Annotated in this window: 21 protein-coding genes and 1 tRNA gene; 15 read left to right on the forward strand and 7 right to left on the reverse strand. The window is 55.8% G+C overall.

Going from position 1 to position 17267, the window contains the following annotated elements:
* Positions 1-8: 8 nt before the first annotated feature.
* Genes AUQ43_RS17120 through AUQ43_RS17135 form a run of 4 tightly spaced genes read right to left on the reverse strand, consistent with a single transcriptional unit; the run spans position 9 to position 4880 of the window.
* On the reverse strand, positions 9-1097 hold the full coding sequence (locus AUQ43_RS17120; protein WP_062957525.1) for an MBL fold metallo-hydrolase: 1089 nt from the start codon (positions 1095-1097) through the stop codon (positions 9-11).
* On the reverse strand, positions 1097-2179 hold the full coding sequence (locus tag AUQ43_RS17125; RefSeq protein WP_062957526.1) for an ABC transporter ATP-binding protein: 1083 nt from the start codon (positions 2177-2179) through the stop codon (positions 1097-1099). The genes AUQ43_RS17120 and AUQ43_RS17125 overlap by 1 nt, the downstream gene beginning before the upstream one ends.
* A complete protein-coding gene (locus AUQ43_RS17130; protein WP_062957527.1) occupies positions 2167-3903 on the reverse strand; it encodes an iron ABC transporter permease in 1737 nt (578 codons plus the stop codon). The genes AUQ43_RS17125 and AUQ43_RS17130 overlap by 13 nt, the downstream gene beginning before the upstream one ends.
* Positions 3903-4880, reverse strand: coding sequence for an ABC transporter substrate-binding protein (locus AUQ43_RS17135; protein WP_181838567.1), 978 nt, complete (start codon positions 4878-4880; stop codon positions 3903-3905). Before AUQ43_RS17135 ends, AUQ43_RS17130 begins: the two co-directional genes overlap by 1 nt.
* A gap of 198 nt (positions 4881-5078) precedes the next feature.
* Here AUQ43_RS17135 and AUQ43_RS17140 point away from each other — a divergent pair, with 198 nt between their 5' ends.
* Positions 5079-5861: a DeoR/GlpR family DNA-binding transcription regulator gene (locus tag AUQ43_RS17140; RefSeq protein ID WP_062957528.1), complete on the forward strand. Its 783-nt coding sequence runs from the start codon at positions 5079-5081 to the stop codon at positions 5859-5861.
* A 42-nt stretch (positions 5862-5903) separates the two neighbouring features.
* On the opposite strand, the gene AUQ43_RS17145 is transcribed toward AUQ43_RS17140, so the two are convergent.
* Together AUQ43_RS17145 and AUQ43_RS17150 are read right to left on the reverse strand one after the other, a co-directional pair.
* Positions 5904-6740 (reverse strand): hypothetical protein, encoded by an 837-nt coding sequence (locus AUQ43_RS17145; protein ID WP_062957529.1) that lies wholly within the window; start codon positions 6738-6740, stop codon positions 5904-5906.
* 144 nt (positions 6741-6884) lie between these two features.
* Complete coding sequence (locus tag AUQ43_RS17150; protein WP_062957530.1) at positions 6885-7658, reverse strand: class II glutamine amidotransferase; 774 nt, start codon at positions 7656-7658, stop codon at positions 6885-6887.
* A 205-nt stretch (positions 7659-7863) separates the two neighbouring features.
* Between AUQ43_RS17150 and AUQ43_RS17155 the strand changes: the two genes are divergently transcribed.
* The 14 genes from AUQ43_RS17155 (at position 7864) to AUQ43_RS17220 (ending at position 15876) form a co-directional block, all read left to right on the forward strand.
* A tRNA-Thr gene (locus AUQ43_RS17155) sits at positions 7864-7939 on the forward strand.
* Between the two features lie 218 nt (positions 7940-8157).
* The gene (locus tag AUQ43_RS17160) at positions 8158-9741 is read left to right on the forward strand and encodes a hypothetical protein (protein ID WP_062957531.1); all 1584 of its coding nucleotides are present in this window, start codon (positions 8158-8160) and stop codon (positions 9739-9741) included.
* Positions 9741-10292 (forward strand): hypothetical protein, encoded by a 552-nt coding sequence (locus tag AUQ43_RS17165; RefSeq protein ID WP_062957532.1) that lies wholly within the window; start codon positions 9741-9743, stop codon positions 10290-10292. Before AUQ43_RS17160 ends, AUQ43_RS17165 begins: the two co-directional genes overlap by 1 nt.
* Before the next feature lie 242 nt (positions 10293-10534).
* Positions 10535-11764, forward strand: coding sequence for an RNA polymerase sigma factor (locus AUQ43_RS17170; RefSeq protein WP_181838566.1), 1230 nt, complete (start codon positions 10535-10537; stop codon positions 11762-11764).
* A 156-nt stretch (positions 11765-11920) separates the two neighbouring features.
* Entirely contained in the window at positions 11921-12244 is a 324-nt protein-coding gene (locus AUQ43_RS17175) for a RebB family R body protein (protein ID WP_008890488.1), read from the forward strand.
* 234 nt (positions 12245-12478) lie between these two features.
* Positions 12479-12814: a RebB family R body protein gene (locus AUQ43_RS17180; protein WP_033067648.1), complete on the forward strand. Its 336-nt coding sequence runs from the start codon at positions 12479-12481 to the stop codon at positions 12812-12814.
* Positions 12815-12940: 126 nt separating this feature from the next.
* On the forward strand, positions 12941-13240 hold the full coding sequence (locus tag AUQ43_RS17185; protein ID WP_062957534.1) for a RebB family R body protein: 300 nt from the start codon (positions 12941-12943) through the stop codon (positions 13238-13240).
* Between the two features lie 11 nt (positions 13241-13251).
* Positions 13252-13560 carry a RebB family R body protein gene (locus AUQ43_RS17190; RefSeq protein WP_062957535.1) on the forward strand — a complete coding sequence of 103 codons (309 nt, stop codon included), beginning with the start codon at positions 13252-13254 and terminating at the stop codon, positions 13558-13560.
* Positions 13557-13739, forward strand: coding sequence for a hypothetical protein (locus AUQ43_RS17195; RefSeq protein WP_062957536.1), 183 nt, complete (start codon positions 13557-13559; stop codon positions 13737-13739). Before AUQ43_RS17190 ends, AUQ43_RS17195 begins: the two co-directional genes overlap by 4 nt.
* Positions 13739-13963, forward strand: a complete 225-nt coding sequence (locus AUQ43_RS17200) for a RebB family R body protein (protein WP_062957537.1) — start codon at positions 13739-13741, stop codon at positions 13961-13963. The genes AUQ43_RS17195 and AUQ43_RS17200 overlap by 1 nt, the downstream gene beginning before the upstream one ends.
* A gap of 70 nt (positions 13964-14033) precedes the next feature.
* The gene (locus AUQ43_RS17205) at positions 14034-14357 is read left to right on the forward strand and encodes a RebB family R body protein (RefSeq protein WP_062957538.1); all 324 of its coding nucleotides are present in this window, start codon (positions 14034-14036) and stop codon (positions 14355-14357) included.
* Positions 14358-14414: 57 nt separating this feature from the next.
* Positions 14415-14687 carry a RebB family R body protein gene (locus tag AUQ43_RS17210; RefSeq protein ID WP_062957539.1) on the forward strand — a complete coding sequence of 91 codons (273 nt, stop codon included), beginning with the start codon at positions 14415-14417 and terminating at the stop codon, positions 14685-14687.
* Between the two features lie 74 nt (positions 14688-14761).
* A complete protein-coding gene (locus AUQ43_RS17215; RefSeq protein WP_062957540.1) occupies positions 14762-15352 on the forward strand; it encodes a hypothetical protein in 591 nt (196 codons plus the stop codon).
* Positions 15353-15492: 140 nt separating this feature from the next.
* Positions 15493-15876 (forward strand): hypothetical protein, encoded by a 384-nt coding sequence (locus AUQ43_RS17220; RefSeq protein WP_147250470.1) that lies wholly within the window; start codon positions 15493-15495, stop codon positions 15874-15876.
* A gap of 9 nt (positions 15877-15885) precedes the next feature.
* Here AUQ43_RS17220 and AUQ43_RS17225 read toward each other — a convergent pair whose 3' ends face one another.
* Entirely contained in the window at positions 15886-17190 is a 1305-nt protein-coding gene (locus AUQ43_RS17225) for an adenylate/guanylate cyclase domain-containing protein (RefSeq protein ID WP_062957542.1), read from the reverse strand.
* Between the last annotated feature and the right edge of the window lie 77 nt (positions 17191-17267).

The following is a 17267-nucleotide window of genomic DNA, read 5'->3' on the forward strand; positions in this document are numbered from 1 at the left end:
GTTGTGCATTACAAATAGAACCGATCTGCAAGCTGTAGCCGCCCGTCAAACCCGTCGACAAGTCCAAAGTCCTCTGGACGGCTGGTGAATAGCGGGACGACCTGCATGGCATGGCATTGATTGGCAAGGTCAATCACATGGCTTGCCAGCGGATGCACGTTCCAGCGCCGGAAATAAGCATGACCCTTTTCCACCATCTTGCGCGCCTCGATCGGCATGAAACCGGTAAAGATCACATGCGCGCTTGACCCCATCCGCCCCGCATCCTGCCACTGATCAATCAACTCACGCGCCTTGCCAAAGGTCGCGCATGGTGCATGACACAAAAGCAACCGTGCATCCGGATTGAAGTGCTTGGCCTTGTCCTTGAGACTGCGCAACTGACGGATCGCATCACTTGCAACGTAGTCCGATCCATGAGCATCAAGCACCTGCTTGACCTGCCCATAGCAGCGATCATCCATCGACCAGTCGGCCAGCCCGTGGCGCTCGAACAACAACGCCATTTCCGCCGCCCGGCCACTGGGTGGCACGGGAAACAGGATCTGCCCGTCCAGCTTGGTCATGGTGGTCAAAAGACTATCAATACGGACCTGCTGGGTCAGCTGTTCCATGCCATAGGATGCATCAAGCAGGACTGTTGCGGCATCAGGCGGCGCGTCATACAGGAAATAATCAGATTCCTGACAGAAATCGCCGGAATACAGCACTCCGCCACCCAGTTCGAAATGCAGCCACACCCCGCCAAACGAATGGCCGGTGCGTCCGGTGGTGACGGTCACACCATCCACCTGAATTTCCCCGACGGGTGGCAAAGGAACAACATTCGCCCCCTTGGGAAGCGATCGCGCGGTGACTTCGGTGCAATAGATCGGCAAACCGGCATCAACGATTTCGCCCGCCGCCCCGATATGATCGATATGATCGTGTGTAATGAAAACGGCGTTAACTTTATTGAGCCACGCCGGATCAAATCCCTGATCACTTTCGGGACCCACCCCGCAATCAAGCAGCCAGCGCCGGTTAAAGAATTCAAGTCGCAAACAGGCCGGGCCTTTTTCGCCAAGACCGGAAAGAACACGCATGCGGGCTGACATCAGGCGGCCTCACCCGACATGCGATCAAACACCCAGCCGTCTTTGACCTGAAGGCCGACTTGCTCGCCAATGCGGGCCCGGCGGTTGGCATAGACCGGCAATGTCTGATCATCGCCAATCCGAACCGACAGGCGGAACCGCCCGCCGAGATAGACGCAATCATCGACCTGTCCGCGCAACGGCGCTTCATCCGTGACCCAGACATCCTCGGGCCGCAGACACAAACCGGCATTGGCCGCCGCAATGCCATCGGCCAGTTTCGGGCAGATGCGCGCGGTAATGTTGCTTTCGCCCAGCTGGACCGAACAGGTGCCATCACCACCAACAGAAACATCGCGCACCGGCAATACCGCCCCTGCGCCGACAAAGCCCGCGACCATCAGATCGGCCGGTTCGCGATAAAGCGTTTCGGGCGCTGCCATCTGGCGAATATGGCCCTTGTCCATCACCGCAATCCGGTCGGCCATCGCCATGGCTTCGGACTGGTCATGGGTGACGTAAATCATCGTCGCCCCGGTGCGGCGATGGAAATCAAGAAACGCCTGCTGCATGGTTTCACGCAGGTGTACATCAAGGTTCGCCAGCGGCTCATCAAGCAACACCGCCCGCGGTTCCATGACAAGGCACCTTGCCAGTGCCACGCGCTGACGCTGCCCGCCTGATAGTTCCGACGGACTGCGATTGGCATACGGGCCAAGGGCGACGATATCGAGTGCCTCGGCAATCTTGCGATCCTGATCGGTCCGGCTGAGCCCGCGCACCTCAAGCGGATAGCCAACATTGCGCGCGACTGTCATATGCGGCCACAGGGCATAGGATTGAAACACGATGCCAAGATTACGGTCCTCGGGACTGATCATGACGTTGTTTTCAGGACTCGCCATGATCTGACCACCCAATGAAATCTGGCCGTGATCGGGTTCCTCGAACCCGGCAAGCAACCTTAATAGCGTCGTCTTGCCGCAGCCGGACGGGCCCAGCAGAGCCACGAATTCACCATCGGCAATATCAAGCGAGACCTGATTGACCGCCCGATAATCGCCAAAGCATTTGGTAATGCGCGAAAGATTTATGTCTGCCACGGTACAACTCCTTTGGGCAAACGACGCGCGGCAAGCTGAAAACAGCTCATCAGCGCGATCACCACCAGCACGACCAGAACCGCCACGGCCGAAGCCAGAACGGTGTCGCCACTGTCATCAAGATTGAAAATCAGAACGCCCAACGTCTCGTTCCCGGCCGACCACAAAAGGGCCGAAACGGTCAGTTCGTTAAAGGCGGTCAGGAAGACCAAAAGCGCACCGGCCGCAGCCGAAGGGGCAGCAAGTGGCAACAGAATATCGCGCAAGCGTCGCGACAGCCCTGCCCCACAGGCCTGGGCGGCTTCTTCAAGGGCCGGGTCAAGCTGGGTAAAGCTGTTCATCACCGGACGCAGTGCAATCACCAGAAAACGCGCCAAGTACGCGACAAAAATGATCGCAAGCGTGCCATACAAACTGACATCAATCAGCGGAATGCGGATAAACAACAAGATGCAGGCAATCGCCAAAACCACGCCCGGAAGCGCATAGGGCACCTCGACCAGAAGATTGATCAGCTTGGTCAGGTTCGAAGGCCTGCGCACCATCACATAGGCCAGCGGCAGGCACATCAGAACAAGCGTCACCGCCGCCCCCACGGACAGAACAAAACTGTTCTGGAACGCGCGGATGGTCGATGGCTGCACAAACATGACTTCGTGGAACGCCTCGAACGTCGCATTCGCAAAAGTCAGCTTGACGCCAAAGGCCGGAACCAGTGCGGTGGTAAAGAGTGCTAGAAGCGGAATGACCAGAATGGCAACCAACACCGCCCAAAGGACCATTTCAACCAAGCCGCGACGCGCGCCGAGTTTCACATCAAGCGGCCGCCCGACCATCCCCATCAGGCGATAGTCACGTTTGGACAGCAATCGGTGATGCAAGGCCACGCCACAAATCGCAATCGCGCCGATCAACATGGCAAGAACGGAAACCTCGCCCAGAACCGACGGGCCAAACCCGGCAAGCTTTTGATAAATCAAGGTTGGCAGCGTCTGGTAGCCTGCCGGAATGCCCAGCATCGCGGGAATACCGAAATTGCCAAGGGCGGTCACAAACGCCATGGCGGTGCCGGCAATCAGGCCCGGACTGGTCAGCGGCAAAATGATCTGCCACCACAAACGCCCGCCGCGTGCGCCCGCCAGACGTGCGGCTTCGATCTGTTCGCGGGGCAACATGCGCAGGTTTGCCCGCAATGTCAGAAACACGATGGAGGCATGCTGGATCCCCAGCAAAAGGGCGATGCCCTCAGCCGAATAAAGCGGTTGGGGCGATCCCAGCGGTGGGGCCATACCAATGGCGTTTAACAGCGCGCTGCTGGGTCCGGTCAGTTGCACCCAGCTGAGCGCCGTAATCTGTGGCGGGATCATCATCGGGATCATGAAACAGAACACCAATGCCGCCTTGGCGCGGATATCGGTGAGCGCCACCAGAAAGGCAAACGCCCCACCAATCAGAAGGGAAATAATCGTTCCCAGACCGGCGGTATAAAGGCTGTTTGCCGTGGCCCGCCAGGTTGATGAATTGCCCAGCACATCACGAAAATAATCAAACGAAGGCACGCCACCGACCATCACACCTTCAAACCCAAGGCGCAGGATCGGCAAAATCGAAATAATAAATACCGGCACCACCAACCAAATCAGCAACCGGTCCGAAGACCGGTTGCCATTTGGTTTGGCGATTATGCCAGGCAGAACGCCGCGAAGGCGACCTGTAGCCTGCATTATTCAGCCCCGAAGATGTCTGCGAATTTCTGTTTGTTGGCTTCGGCCTGTTCCAGCGCGATGGCCGGATTGAAGTCCATCAACTTGATCTCGCTGCGTGCCGGGAAACCGGCCGGAAGCGCCATGTCGTTACGCGCCGGGATGTAACCCATATCAAGCACCAGTTCCTGACCCTGTTCGGACAGAAGGAAGTCAACGAACTTGTGCGCGGCATCAACGTTCTTGGCGTCTTTCATGATCGCGACCGGCTCGGTCACATAGGTCACACCTTCAGACGGGAAGACGAAATCAACCGGTGATCCATCAGCCTTGCCACGGATGGCAAGGAAGTCGACAACCACACCATATGGCTTTTCGCCTGATGCAACCGCCTTGAAAGTACCGCCATTGCCGCCCTTGGCGCGTGCTTCGTTGGCTTTCAGTGCCTGATAGTAATCCCAGCCAAGATCCTTGTTCTCGGTCAGGGTGGACAGGTGAATAAGGGCCGCACCGGAATAAAGCGGGCTTGGCATTGCGATCTGGTTTTTAACAGCCGGATCAACAAGGTCTTTCCAGGATTTCGGGGCTTTGACGCCAGTGTTGTAAACGATGCCGCTGGTGATCAGCTTGGTCGAATAGTAATAGCCGTCACCGTCATAAAGACCGTCTTCATAGGCACTTGCTTCATCGGATTTATAGGCCTGAAGCTGACCTTCCTGCTTGAGACCTTCAAGCGTCACGGTATCAGCAATCAGAAGAACATCCGGGCGCGGGTCGCCAGCAGCGATTTCCGCACGCAGTTTCGCCATCAGTTTGGTGGTGCCGTCACGGACCCACTCAACTTCAATTTCCGGGTTGGCAGCCATAAAGGCATCAACAGTGGTCTGGGCATCCTTGTTCGGCTGGCTGGTATAAAGAACCAGTTTTTCAGCAGCCTGACCCACAACCGGCAGCATCATCGCAGCAGTTGCTACAGCAGCAAGAAGAACGTTACGCATGATCGGCATCCCTTGGTCGAAAAGAAGGTTTCGTTCGAAAATGTTTCGACCCGGAAGCTATCGGGATTTCGATTTCAGTTGTGTGACAACACCAAGAATTAAATGTTTCAACAGGAAAACCGGGCTATGCAGCGGTATTTCGGCCTGTCTATACTAAGATCACAAGCGAAATTACAACTTTCGAACGAAAGAAAAGCCGTGACTAAAACGCCTGATGCAGTACCCCTTGATCGCCGACGCGACCGCATCGTCGCCCTTGTCAAATCGACCGGCTTCATGGCGGTAGAGGAACTGGCACGCCGCTTTAACGTATCGGTCCAGACCATCCGCACCGATTTGCGTGACCTGCATGAACAGGGGCGCGTGTTTCGCCGTCATGGTCTGGCGGGCCCGGCACCCGATCCGGATAACTCGGCCTATGAAAAACGCGAGGACTGGAACCGCACAGGCAAGATGGCGATTGCCGCCAAGGTTGCCGATCTGATCCCGGAGGGCTGCACGATCGCCATTGGCACCGGCACCACTGCCGAACTCGCCGCCCAGCATCTGGCATCGCATCGCAACTTAACGGTTCTCACAAACAATCTTCATGTGGTGATGGCGCTGCAAAACGCGCCCAATGTCACGCTTCGCCTTGCCGGTGGCACGGTCCGTACGCGTGATTTGGATATCATAGGCGCCGATAGCGCGGATTTTTTCGGCAGCATGCGCGCCGATTTCGGGATTGTCAGTGTCGGTGGCATGAGCGACGAAGGGGATTTGCTGGACTTCAACATGGATGAAGTCCGCGCAAGGCGTGCACTGGTATCGTGCTGCGATCACCCGATCCTGATGATCGACGAAAAGAAAGTCGGCCGCAAAGCACTCTGCCGCGACGGCCACGCCAGCGATTTCCAGACTGTGTTGCTCAACACCGCCCCAAGCGACGCCCTGCAACGTGCCTTGGTCAAGGCACGCAGTCAGATTGTTGTTGTTAGCTAAAAGATCAATTGAGTTGTCGTGCTCGGCATTCCATAGGGAGAACTATGGTTCCCCGTGGACAACACTCAAAATTGGCTTTCCGTAATCAGCACCCCAAGTAACATCCGCGAACTCAACAATCGTCCCCGGCGGATCGTTATACTCAAGAACTGTATTCAGGTTAAAACGGTCCTGATTGACTACAATCAGCGGTGTTGTATCGAAATTGAAGTAAATGCCCGCACCGAAATAGGGGCGTAAATTCTCCGCAAGGTGCCAACCGCAATCCTCTGTTGATTTGCAGGGTGCGACATCATCAAGAGACATAGTGAGCATTTCTCCCAAGCCCAAACGGCGTTTTGTCGCTGTTTCCACCCAAAACATATCGTAGTCCGGGTCTTGGATATACCACTTGCCATCTTGGGTATTGTTTACCTCAAGAAACGTGTGAGACCCGTTTTGCTCAGAGAACACATGCACCTGACGGGAACGCAAGCCCATTTGATCCAAAATGCCGGTCATCGCATTTGAACGCGATGAGCACAGCAGACTTATCGGCCCGATCTGTCCGTCATTTGCATCAATCAGCGCCTGAATTACACCACCAGTATCATATGGATGTATGTCCTGCTCGAAGTCATGATCAGCACGTATACTATTTGTAAAAACAAAATCACGAACAGCGTCAACCTGCGAGAATTGATCTTGCGGATCAGATGGCGTCAACCTCTCTTGCACTTGCTCGATACAACATGGGTCCGTCCGACCTGCCAAATATGCATGTATCTTCGCGGGCCATGACTCTTTGTGAGCAACGTAGCCAACCAATGCCGACGATACCGAGATGGCAACGAACAACCCCAAGACGACGCCAATATAGACGACCAGTTTCTTACGCACAGAAATTTACCCTAATGCACTTTTGGCTTTAGCTTGCTTGACGATTAAACATAAGACGAGAATGAAACACAAGAACAGCCAAACAGGCGTTCGTCGATGTTTTCCAATTTTCTCATCTTACTCAGATAACACTCGCAATCGCATCTATGCCAACAATGTCGCTTCTTCGCTGATGGTCAAATCACCTTCGACATGCAGGGTGTGATTCGGCGCTACGGCCTTCCAGCTGTCGCTTTCGGCATCAAGTGGTTCAGAGACGACAATCACGTGATCATCGCGTTTGCGCCAATAGAGCGATGGCGGCTTGTCGTCGCTGGCATGACGAATAGCGCAGACGCTTTTGCCATTGGACAGGCAGGCGGTGAAACGGAACGGGGCGGTTGCGCCGCGCTGCTTCATTTCATTTTCGACAACCTCGATCGTGCGGCGGATCGCACGGTGCGGGTCTTCGCGCAGGCCAAGGGTCAGCATCAGGCAAAAGATCAGCTCGCTATCGGTTGATCCCTGCCGACCTTCGTAAAATTCATCCTCGATCATCATTTCCAAGGATCGGCGCACCAGCGGATAATCACCAATCTGGCCGTTATGCATGAAAAGATACGGACCGTTGGCAAACGGGTGGCAGTTCGTACGGCTGGTGTGGGTGCCAGTCGAGGCGCGAACATGGGCAAAGAAAAGGCCAGACCGGATATGATGGGCAAGCGAACGCAGGTTCGGGTCATTCCAGGCCGGCAGGATTTCGCGATAAAGCCCCGGTGTCGGGCGTTCGTCATACCAGCCAAGGCCAAAGCCATCGCCATTGGTCGGCGTTTTGGCCTGTTCGGCGTGCAGGCTTTGTTCGACCAGTGAATGGCGCGGCTCAAAGACCAGCTTTTCCAGATACACCGGATCCCCGATATAGCTTAGCCAACGACACATGATTTGCCCCCACACATTGATTCTGACCGATTTTGATCGCGCACATCTAAGCCGGATAATAACAGTATGGTCAATGTGATATTGTGTGTCTCTGTCCTGATTTCAGGGCATGACTGAAAGTCCGGCGCTTGTTGGCAAAAAGTACAACAAACCTCTTGCCAAGGCGGGTGATTGTCCGTATTTTCCGCGCCACAAAATGAATCGTGCTGGTGTAGCTCAGCTGGTAGAGCGGCGCATTCGTAATGCGTAGGTCGTAGGTTCAAATCCTATCACCAGCACCATTTTGATTTACAAAACCCCGTCGGGTCACCCCCGACGGGGTTTTGTGTTTCTGCGGTCCTGCCCGCGACTTTGCAACCAGCACTTGCTGGCGAAACTTTTTCACATCCACCGGTCAGACGCGTCTGTTTGCAAGGAACCGTTATAACTTCTTGCAGATCAAGGGCGGCACTATGGCGGCCCTTTTATGCGCTGCAAGGCACCATTGGGGAGTGCAGGCATGACCGATAGTGACGCGCCCAAACCAGCAAAGGCTTCAAGCAAAACCAGTCCACAACCCGGAAACGGGCCAAACTCTGCCGAAGCCGACCCGGCAGAGGCGGAAAAAAACCTGCAGGAGCCAAGCGAAAGCCCAAGCGAGAACCACGACCCAGGCAGCGCAGAGCAAGCAGCCATGGACATGATGTCCGCCTTGTGCCGTGACTTTGGCCTGCCGGGATTTTCTGCAGCCCCGACTGCCGGGTCGGGCCAGCAACCGCAGCAACCCCAGCCCATGGAAACAGCGTTTCAGATCATTCAGCGCTATCTGCTTGATGGCGATACGCCCACTGCGCCCAGCACATCAACGTCCAATCCATCAACTGAGGCCCCTGCCGAAGAATTCGGCGGGTTCGATGGCGGTTATCAATCAGATGAATTTGCACAAGATGGCGCGTCGCACAATTCGGCGACCCCCAACGCCCCCCGAACGGGCAATGCGCATTGGGCGATCAGCACAACCCATGCCGATGGCAGCACAACCGACATGAGCGGCCCCGTCATCCATGATGACATGTTTCGGACGGCCATGCCGTCATTGCAAGGCACAGCAGAAAACGAAACCGACACCCCGGATTGGTCGATAAGCATGGCGCAGGGGCATCCGATGTCGCCAACCAAGACGAGCGCACATACAGCGATCTCCGCCAAAATGCTGGCGCCCAAAGTGCCGAACGCGCTGCGCAAATGGTCACTGCATGTCGGCACAACGCCAGATGCAAGGTCCGCATTGTCGGTCACGGCGCCGAACGCAGTTCCGTCGCAATTGCGCGCGCTTCTGTTTGATACGGCAGGTTCGGACAGCCCCCCATCCCAGATTTCGGAAGTTCCGATTTATAGCGGCGAACCACATGCGCTTCATCTCGAACAGACTGTCGGAACCGCTGGCAGCGAAGCAACGCCTGATCTGGCATCGATCCGGCTGATCTTTGCCAATCATGCGCCGATACCCGTACAGCTTGAATATGTTGGCAGCCTGCCCAGCCCCATCGTCGCGGGCAGTGTTGTGATCGAACCGAATGTCAGCATTCCCTTCTGGGCTCAGATCACGCCACCAAGCGACGGCGACAAGGGGGCTGGCCTGATTGTTCTGGTCCGCTATGAGTCCGAAATCAGCTTTGATGTCACCGCACAGTTAATGACCAAAGCCCGAACCAGCACCCCGACGGCAATCCTGACCTGCAATGCCCAAAGCGATCATTCGGCCTGCCGGGCTGCAAGCATGATTGCCGATAGTCGAGGACGGCTTGAAACCAGCCTGACCGGCCTGCCAGATGATCCTGATGTCGCAGATCTTGAAAAGTACGGCTTCATTCCGCCGGCCTTCATGCTCGACACTGCAAAGACGGCATCAACAGTCACCAGCGCAGAAACACAATCGGATGCATCCGGCATTAACGAACCCGCATCGAAATCGACCGATGATGGTGACGCGAACAGCACAACCACCCCCGCCAGGCAATCGACGGCCAAGCCGTCCACCCGCGCGACCAAAAGCAAAGGCAGCAATACGGGGCGCGCTGGCAGCAGCAAGGGAGGCAGCTGATGACCGGACAGGCACAAAACGATATTGCCACGGCAAGCGGGCGCAAGGATGCCGTCAGGAAAGCCTTTAATCAGGAATATATGGCAACCCAGCAAGCCATGTCCCAGGCGGCCGAACGGGCCCGCGCACAGGTTCTTGAACAAAAGCAGACAATTGCCAGTCACGCGGAAAACGTGAAATCGGGCACCCAGCCCCCACAGGGACCAATCGGCCAGCAGGGTTCCGGGCAAACAGCATCGCCGCCCCCAGCCAGCACGCGACAGGGCGTTCAACAGGGCGCGCCGCAACAGGCCCAACAGCCCGCACAACAGGGTGCACCACAGATGGCGTCTGATCCGAATGCACATGACGGTCAACAAATCATGTTCGAGATCGCAAACGAGATCCGCAACATTATCGCCCACGAAATCGATCTGCGTATGCAGGCCTTGTATGAGAAGGTGGAGACCGCCCTTGCTGAAGCGTTTCCGCCACAAGCCCCGGATCACGAACAAAAACCCGGAAAATCCGGCTCCGGGCGTCAAAAGCCTGCGTCGGACAAAAAGACATAGGAACGGAACGGTCAACGTTCCTGACCAGCACCACCAAAGATAATAACAAGCGCGTCAACGCGCGATACCGCGTCCCGATATGTCTGAAAGCCCGCGTTGCGACGGCTGTGCCGTTGCGCACATAACCACAACCATAGGATGTATTAAAAATATTTTTCACATTTTAGTTGCGGTCGCGTCATAATGATTACCGCAAATCCTAATCACCTATGGTTGCAGTCAATCAACCGGAGGGGTCCATAGTGCAGAATGAAAAGAACAGTCCGCAGGATGAGACAACCCTGACCGAAGCTGAGATCAGCTTTGCCAAAACACTTGAGCAAAGCCTTACGCTGGCGTTGGGCGATGATGACAAGGTAACGTCGATCTGGTCGCGTTTGAAACCGGAACACCGGGCACGAATTGCTGAGGACTATCTGGCAAAGCTTGCCAAAACCGAGGATACCGGTGATCCACGCAGCGACCGGAACTGGTCGGGCATCCGCGCAAACGCAGCCCTTGATGCACATGCAATTACCCAAGCCTCCGCATCGGCGTCCGGAATGCAACAATCACCCGCCACGGCCCCAGAACAAGCCAACAAATCAACCCGGCCGACACATGCGGGAAAAACAGCGGACAACACGTATAGTCCCCCGCCCGGATATCCCGCGGACTTCAATCCTCTGGCGGGTTTTCCGGGGCTTGAACCGTCACGCAGCGGCCCCAGCCCGGAAGACATCATTGCCGGTGCACTCGGTGGTCCCGGCACAGCATCCCCGATTGATCCGCTTGATATCTTGCGTGGTATTATTCCGGGTGGCGAAAATCCGACATTGCGGCACCCTATCCCGCAATCGCCATCCACCCCGACCGAACCACCGACCCGACCGCAAACGTACGATACAGAGCAGGATCAGCACCCGAACGCATCACAACCGGGTGCGCAAAAAGAAACCTCTGCCGGACCAGCAGCGCCGAATTTCTGGCCGCTTTGGATCGATCAACAGGACACACTTTTGAAGCAATGCCTGAAACTGATGTCAGGCAATATGGACGACGCACAAGACGCGCTGTCGGAAGCGATGGTCAAGGCATCGACCAAGTTCGAAGATTCCATGGACGAGATCCGCAACCATCGCGCCTGGCTTTCACGCATTGTCCACAATGCCTGTATTGACTTGCATCGGCAGAACCGGCGCAAGGCGGAATACCGCGAAGAAACCCATGGCGCTGCGGACACACCGGCATCCCCCATGACCGCCCCGGTCACGCCAAGTCCGGAAGAATCCTATCTTGCCGGTGAAAAGCTTGATCAGCTTGAAACAGCCCTTTTGGCGATGCAGGAAAAATTGCGCAAACCGCTTTTGATGCGCTGTGTCCAGGATCGCACCTATGACGAGATCGCAAGCGCCCTTGGGCTTAGCAACTGTGCGGTACGCAAACGTGTTCAGCTCGCACGTGAGCACCTGAGAGCGTCGGGCATTCAGTAATGCCCACCGCACGAAAAAAAATAAGCACTGCACAAAAAAAGACGCGTCACAACCACTGACACCCAGCGTCGATAGACTGAAAACGGGACGGCGAAACCCCGGCAGAAACACAACAGCAAGCAGCATACAGCAAAGCGTAACGAAGGAGAGTTTACAATGGCGATTCCGACCCCGGTAAATGGTCAGATCACTGATGCTGTCACCCAGGCTAACGTGAAAGTTCTGGGCGACGCTCCGGCAATGGCGATGGGCTCGATCTTCCAGTCCCTCGCACATTCCACCGGTATTCTTTATGAAAACGCCGTCAGCGCCCAGCAGCAGATCGGCATCACCTCGCAGGCCGCAACCAATCAGGGCGTCATCCAGATCTATTCGGTCGATACGATGGCAGACTCTGTTGCGACCTCCAAAATTGCCAAAAGCGACGTACCCGACAACATGCTGTCGCTTCTTACTGCCCTTCAGGCAACCAAAGGCTGATTTCCCCGCACCCTTTGGCCCGGGCATCCGGCTTCAAATCGGGCGGTCGCAGATCAATGCGACCGCCCGATTTCTGTTTGTGATATGCCCTCAGACAGCGCCATTTTTTTGCCCGGCCTGACGTCACAACACCATAAGCCCCTCGTCAACTGTCTGACCGCAAGACATGCGGAAAGGGCCGGATGAAAGCACGCTTTCCTTCCGGCACTTCTTTAGGCAACCAGGAGATACACAATGGCTGATAACACTCCGGTCAATGGCATGATTACCGACGCTGTCACCCAGGCCAATGTAAAGGTAATGGGCGACGCGCCGGCAATGGCCATGGGCTCGCTGTACCAGTCGCTGGCACATTCGCACGGTATTCTCTATGAGAACGCTGTCAGCACCCAGCAGCAGGTCGGCATTTCTTCCCAGGCAGCCACCAATCAGGGCGTCATTCAGGTTTATTCTGTCGACACCATGGCGGGTGCTGTTGCAACGTCGAAGCTCGCAGCAAGCGACGTTCCCGACAATATGCTTTCGCTTTTGTCGGCTCTCAAGGCAACGACCGGAACATCCGTGTCGTAACATCGAAACTGGTTTCGCCGCCAAACCCGCCCGGCATGCTTACGCTTGCCGGGCTTTTTCTATCACAAACATCAAGGTGCAACGTCATCACGATACGTACCACTTCCGCCAGCCAAGGAGACGGACATGCCATCGGCACCACCTGCGCAAGACGGCAAGAAATCCCAGCACGGCCATGTCGATCACAACACCGACATGCACCAGTGCGAGGTTTCCGACCAGATCACTGACAGCGTTGCCCAGACCAATGTCGCCACCATGGGGGCGGGTCCGGGCTATGCCGCCCTGCAGTCGATGTTGGGACAGGCGCAATCGCAGAACATTTTGATGGCGAACATGGTCTCCGCCCAAAAGCAGAATGCCATGATCGGCATGACGACCATGACCCAAAGCGTTCTGCAAATGATGAATCGCCGCAACCAGTAAGGAACATTCCGATGAGCAATCCAAACGAAGTCGACGAACAGATCACCGACAGCGTCACCCAGACCAACACGTCTGTCATTGCCAACGGCCCGGCGATGGGCGCAATGCAGTCCTATCTGTCGCAAGCACAGGCGCAGGGAATCCTGTTTGCCAACATGGTCAATGAACAGCAGCAACAGGCTGTTGCCAGTCTGGCGACCACCATGGAGTGCGCGAAAGCCACCTTGTCGGTTCAGGACCAAAAACCAAATTTTTTTACCGCAACCGGTCCGGTCATGCGCCGGGCGAAGCAGACGGACGTCAACAACAACCCGACTTGAAGTTCGGGGCCGCACCGCTCGGCACCAATCCCGATACTGCGCCGGAAGACGATCCCGCAGACGATGGCGAAACCGCCGGGCGTTGGTATGAAACCGCCTGGGGCGAGATTGATGCACGGTTTCGCGGCGGGCCCGACAACGCCGGTGGGCAAGAGGGCGAAAGCAACGAGGTCCAGTAATGAGCGATATCGTCAACCCGCAAGTAACCGATGCCGTTACCCAGACCAACGTGAAGGTCCTGGGCGAAAGCCCGGCACAGGCCGTTTCCATCGCGATGCAGTCACATTCACATGCGACCGGTCTTGCGATGGAAAACGCCACCCTGACACAAGGCAACATGCAGCAGGTTGCCAATACATCAACATCGAAGCTTGTCGCGATGATCACCGCGCAGGCTGGCTAATTGATCACAACCGCGTCCGTGCGACGTCTAAGGATATGCGGTCAGACCGACCGCCTTTTCGGAGGATAACATGGCAATTCCAACCCCGGTGAACGGTCAGATTACCGACTCAGTCACCCAGAGTGCGGTCAGTGTTCTTGGCTCTGCACCTGCGAATGCAATGGGTTCGATCTATCAGAGTGCGGCGCACTCGACATCGATCCTGTTCCAGAACGCAGTACAGGCACAACAGCAGGCATCAATGTGTTCACAGGCCGCCACAAATCAGGGCGTGATGCAGCTTTACTCCGTCAACACCATGGCTGGCGCACAGGCCACCGCCAAGCTTGGCCGGTCTGACAACAGCGATGCGCTTTTGACACTTCTCGTAATTTTGGCAGCAACCCGCCGCTAGGCACCCGACCTGTCCGGTCATTGAGACCGGCAATGGTCATAAACATGAGGGCGTGAAATGGCAGACAACACCCCTGTAAATTCACAAATCACCGACGCGGTGACCCAGAACAACGTCAAGGTTCTGGGCGAAGCGCCGGCACAGGCCATGGGGCTTGTGTATCAGACGATGGCTCATTCCATCAGTCTGTCGATGCAAAACGCCATGCAGACCCAGGGTGGCCTGCAACAGATCGGCAATGCCGTCACGTCCAGTGCCTGCAAAATGATTCTGGATAGTTCCGGCGGCGGTATGGGATCAAATAATGGTGGCGGCAACCAGACCGGCTAATGGTTTAAGCGCCCGGCCCCGTTTCGCAACCATCCATAATCCGGTCCTGCGACCAGTCGAAAATGAGGTTTCCGATGGCTAACGAAGACAACAAACCAAACGAAGATCCGAAACCGGACGGCGGTGACCAGGATAACGCACAAGGCAGTGCGGGCGCCCCGTCAGCCAGCGCCAGTTCAACTGACAGCGACGCTGACACGTCCCAAAACGACGCATCCGCCAGCCAGAAAACCGAAGATGGCAGCGCCCCGGATGATGCCAGCAGCGGCAATTCTGCAAGCGACCCGGCTGCCCCTGACAACCCACCAGGCACACCGCCGCTTAGCACGGCATTGAACCCGCAGATCGTTCAGGCCGTCGGCACCACCAATCATGCCGTCTTGAACGGGGCAATCCCCGGTGCAAATGGTGTCGCCTATCAAAAGGTCGCCCAGGCCGCAGCCTATGCGGTGCAGGATTCAACCGACTATATGCGCAATATCATGTCGATGGCATCGGCCACCACCGGTGTTGCCATGCAGAAAATGCTCGCAGAAAACAAACCGTCGCCCTATGACGAAATCATCGCGGCCGCGACCAAGGCGGTCACGGACGCACAAAAAACCTTCACCAGCGTTGGTGAAGCTGCCAGCAGCGTGGTGAAGGATTTTGATAATCTGGCATAGTGTTGCGCCAAACGGGGCTAATCGGTTGCAACTTACCTTTTCGTCGATAAAATTTGTGAATGAATCACAGATACTCGAAGCACTTCCAGAGGATAATTGCACTGCCTGCGCTCGTAGCGTTTGTCCTCGCGTGTATCGACTTGCTTGATAACGAGCCAGCAAGCCATTTTATCGAAACCCATGCTCCTCAAGGCGTCATCTTGTCGATCTATGGTGGGATTCTCGCATTGAATGTGTTCGCTGCTCTACCCTACATACCCGATGTTTTGCGCGGCGAATTCCATTGGAAAATACGGACTCCAATCAATCCACTCGATCGGTACGGGGTATTTGTTACCGGTCTTTTTTTCGCGCCGTTGATTGCTGTCGTCTCTGGCTACGCACTTTATCAACAAACACTCCCTGCAACGGTTTGCTTCCTGCTGGCATTTTTGCCAGTGTTTTGCACCATGATAAGCCTGAGTTTTTGGATCAGACTTTTAGGAGCGTTGCTCGCCCGGATTGCTGAATTGGCGCAGAAGTAGTCAATAAACCTATCCTGCGCGCATCAGCTCGATACGGTGGCAGGCTTCGGAAAAATCAGGCGCAAACAGTTTAACACTGACCCCGGTTCCCGGAAGCTCATAGGCACCCATTTCTGACGTCGGGCAGGAAATGAATTGGGCCACGACCGCGCTGACAAGAACGCGTTTGCCGAGTTGCTTGGTAAGTTGTTCGATACGGGCGGCCTCGTTTGCCGCCTGCCCGACCACAGTAAAATCGACACGTTCAGAAACGCCGACATTGCCGTAAATCACATCGCCGACATGCATGCCAAGACCGTAATCGAACGGCAGCTTTCCTTCTGCCTCGCGCCGCGCATTCAGGGCATCAATATTCAGTTGTGCTTCGGCCGCAGCATAAAGTGCCGCGTGACAGGCGATTTCAAGGTTTGTTTCGTCTTCGTCAATCGGGAAGATTGCAAGGGTCGCATCGCCTATATAGCGCAGAACCTGCCCGCCATGCTTTAGAACCGCACCCGCTGTTGCGCCGAAGAAATCATTCATTTCACCCAGAAACGCATCATCGCCGACATGGGTCGCAACCGAGGTTGAGTTGCGCATGTCCGAAAACCAGATCACCGCGCGTGTCTTGGTGCTGTCACCCAGCTTGATCTGGCCATTTCGGACCCGCTGCCCGGCATCGGTACCAAGATAGGTTTCAAGAATGGTACTGGTTTCTTCATGGTTGATGCGCATTTTGCACGACACTGCAAACCGGCGCTGGATACCTGACAAGATGGCCAGATCCTCGTCCGAGAAGCCACTGGGCCGCCGCGTCAGATAGGTCATGAAGATGCGGTTGCTATCGAGTGTACTGTCGCTGTCCGTGACGAACGGGGTCATCAGCGCATAGTAATCCGTGCCACGCTTTCGGCGGAAACTTTCCAGAATGGGGAAATCAACAACTGCGCTTGGACCAATCAGATGACGGCGCATGAAGCTGACATCGTTATCAAGCATCCACTTCATCGGGCTTTCGTCCCAGTCGTGGCCCTTGTCATCTCCCCCCATGTGGGTGGTGCGCTCGACCTGGCCGTTTTCCTTGGTCCAGATGTAAGACACCCCTTCGTACAATGGATGCAGGGTTTTAAAGGCGACCATAACCCGGTCAACCGGAATTCCCGATGCCACCAAACGGCTGGCCATACCTGACAGAAGCTCGCTGATGTCGGTATCATCAAGCGCGCATTCCATCAGCCAGTCGTTCACAGAACGCACAAAACCGCGCGCGGCCTGCGCGTTATTTGTCCCGGGTAGCGGGGTTACCACCCCCGTTGAAGACTGGTTATTGGTCATAGCTACGCTCCGTCCGTTCGTCTGCTTGATTGTTGCATTGCCGCTGGGTCAAATCCAGACCCTAAATAGAACAGCAA

It is taken from the genome of Thalassospira sp. MCCC 1A01148 (assembly GCF_001613795.1).
Lineage (GTDB): Bacteria > Pseudomonadota > Alphaproteobacteria > Rhodospirillales > Thalassospiraceae > Thalassospira.

Coding starts and splice junctions, on each gene's coding strand:
- AUQ43_RS17120 (WP_062957525.1), bottom strand. CDS start 1,097: ATGTCAGCCCGCATGCGTGTTCTTTCCGGTCTTGGCGAAAAAGGCCCG.
- AUQ43_RS17130 (WP_062957527.1), bottom strand. CDS start 3,903: ATGCAGGCTACAGGTCGCCTTCGCGGCGTTCTGCCTGGCATAATCGCC.
- AUQ43_RS17135 (WP_181838567.1), bottom strand. CDS start 4,880: ATGCGTAACGTTCTTCTTGCTGCTGTAGCAACTGCTGCGATGATGCTG.
- AUQ43_RS17150 (WP_062957530.1), bottom strand. CDS start 7,658: ATGTGTCGTTGGCTAAGCTATATCGGGGATCCGGTGTATCTGGAAAAG.
- AUQ43_RS17160 (WP_062957531.1), top strand. CDS start 8,158: ATGACCGATAGTGACGCGCCCAAACCAGCAAAGGCTTCAAGCAAAACC.
- AUQ43_RS17165 (WP_062957532.1), top strand. CDS start 9,741: ATGACCGGACAGGCACAAAACGATATTGCCACGGCAAGCGGGCGCAAG.
- AUQ43_RS17175 (WP_008890488.1), top strand. CDS start 11,921: ATGGCGATTCCGACCCCGGTAAATGGTCAGATCACTGATGCTGTCACC.
- AUQ43_RS17180 (WP_033067648.1), top strand. CDS start 12,479: ATGGCTGATAACACTCCGGTCAATGGCATGATTACCGACGCTGTCACC.
- AUQ43_RS17185 (WP_062957534.1), top strand. CDS start 12,941: ATGCCATCGGCACCACCTGCGCAAGACGGCAAGAAATCCCAGCACGGC.
- AUQ43_RS17190 (WP_062957535.1), top strand. CDS start 13,252: ATGAGCAATCCAAACGAAGTCGACGAACAGATCACCGACAGCGTCACC.
- AUQ43_RS17200 (WP_062957537.1), top strand. CDS start 13,739: ATGAGCGATATCGTCAACCCGCAAGTAACCGATGCCGTTACCCAGACC.
- AUQ43_RS17205 (WP_062957538.1), top strand. CDS start 14,034: ATGGCAATTCCAACCCCGGTGAACGGTCAGATTACCGACTCAGTCACC.
- AUQ43_RS17210 (WP_062957539.1), top strand. CDS start 14,415: ATGGCAGACAACACCCCTGTAAATTCACAAATCACCGACGCGGTGACC.
- AUQ43_RS17215 (WP_062957540.1), top strand. CDS start 14,762: ATGGCTAACGAAGACAACAAACCAAACGAAGATCCGAAACCGGACGGC.
- AUQ43_RS17225 (WP_062957542.1), bottom strand. CDS start 17,190: ATGACCAATAACCAGTCTTCAACGGGGGTGGTAACCCCGCTACCCGGG.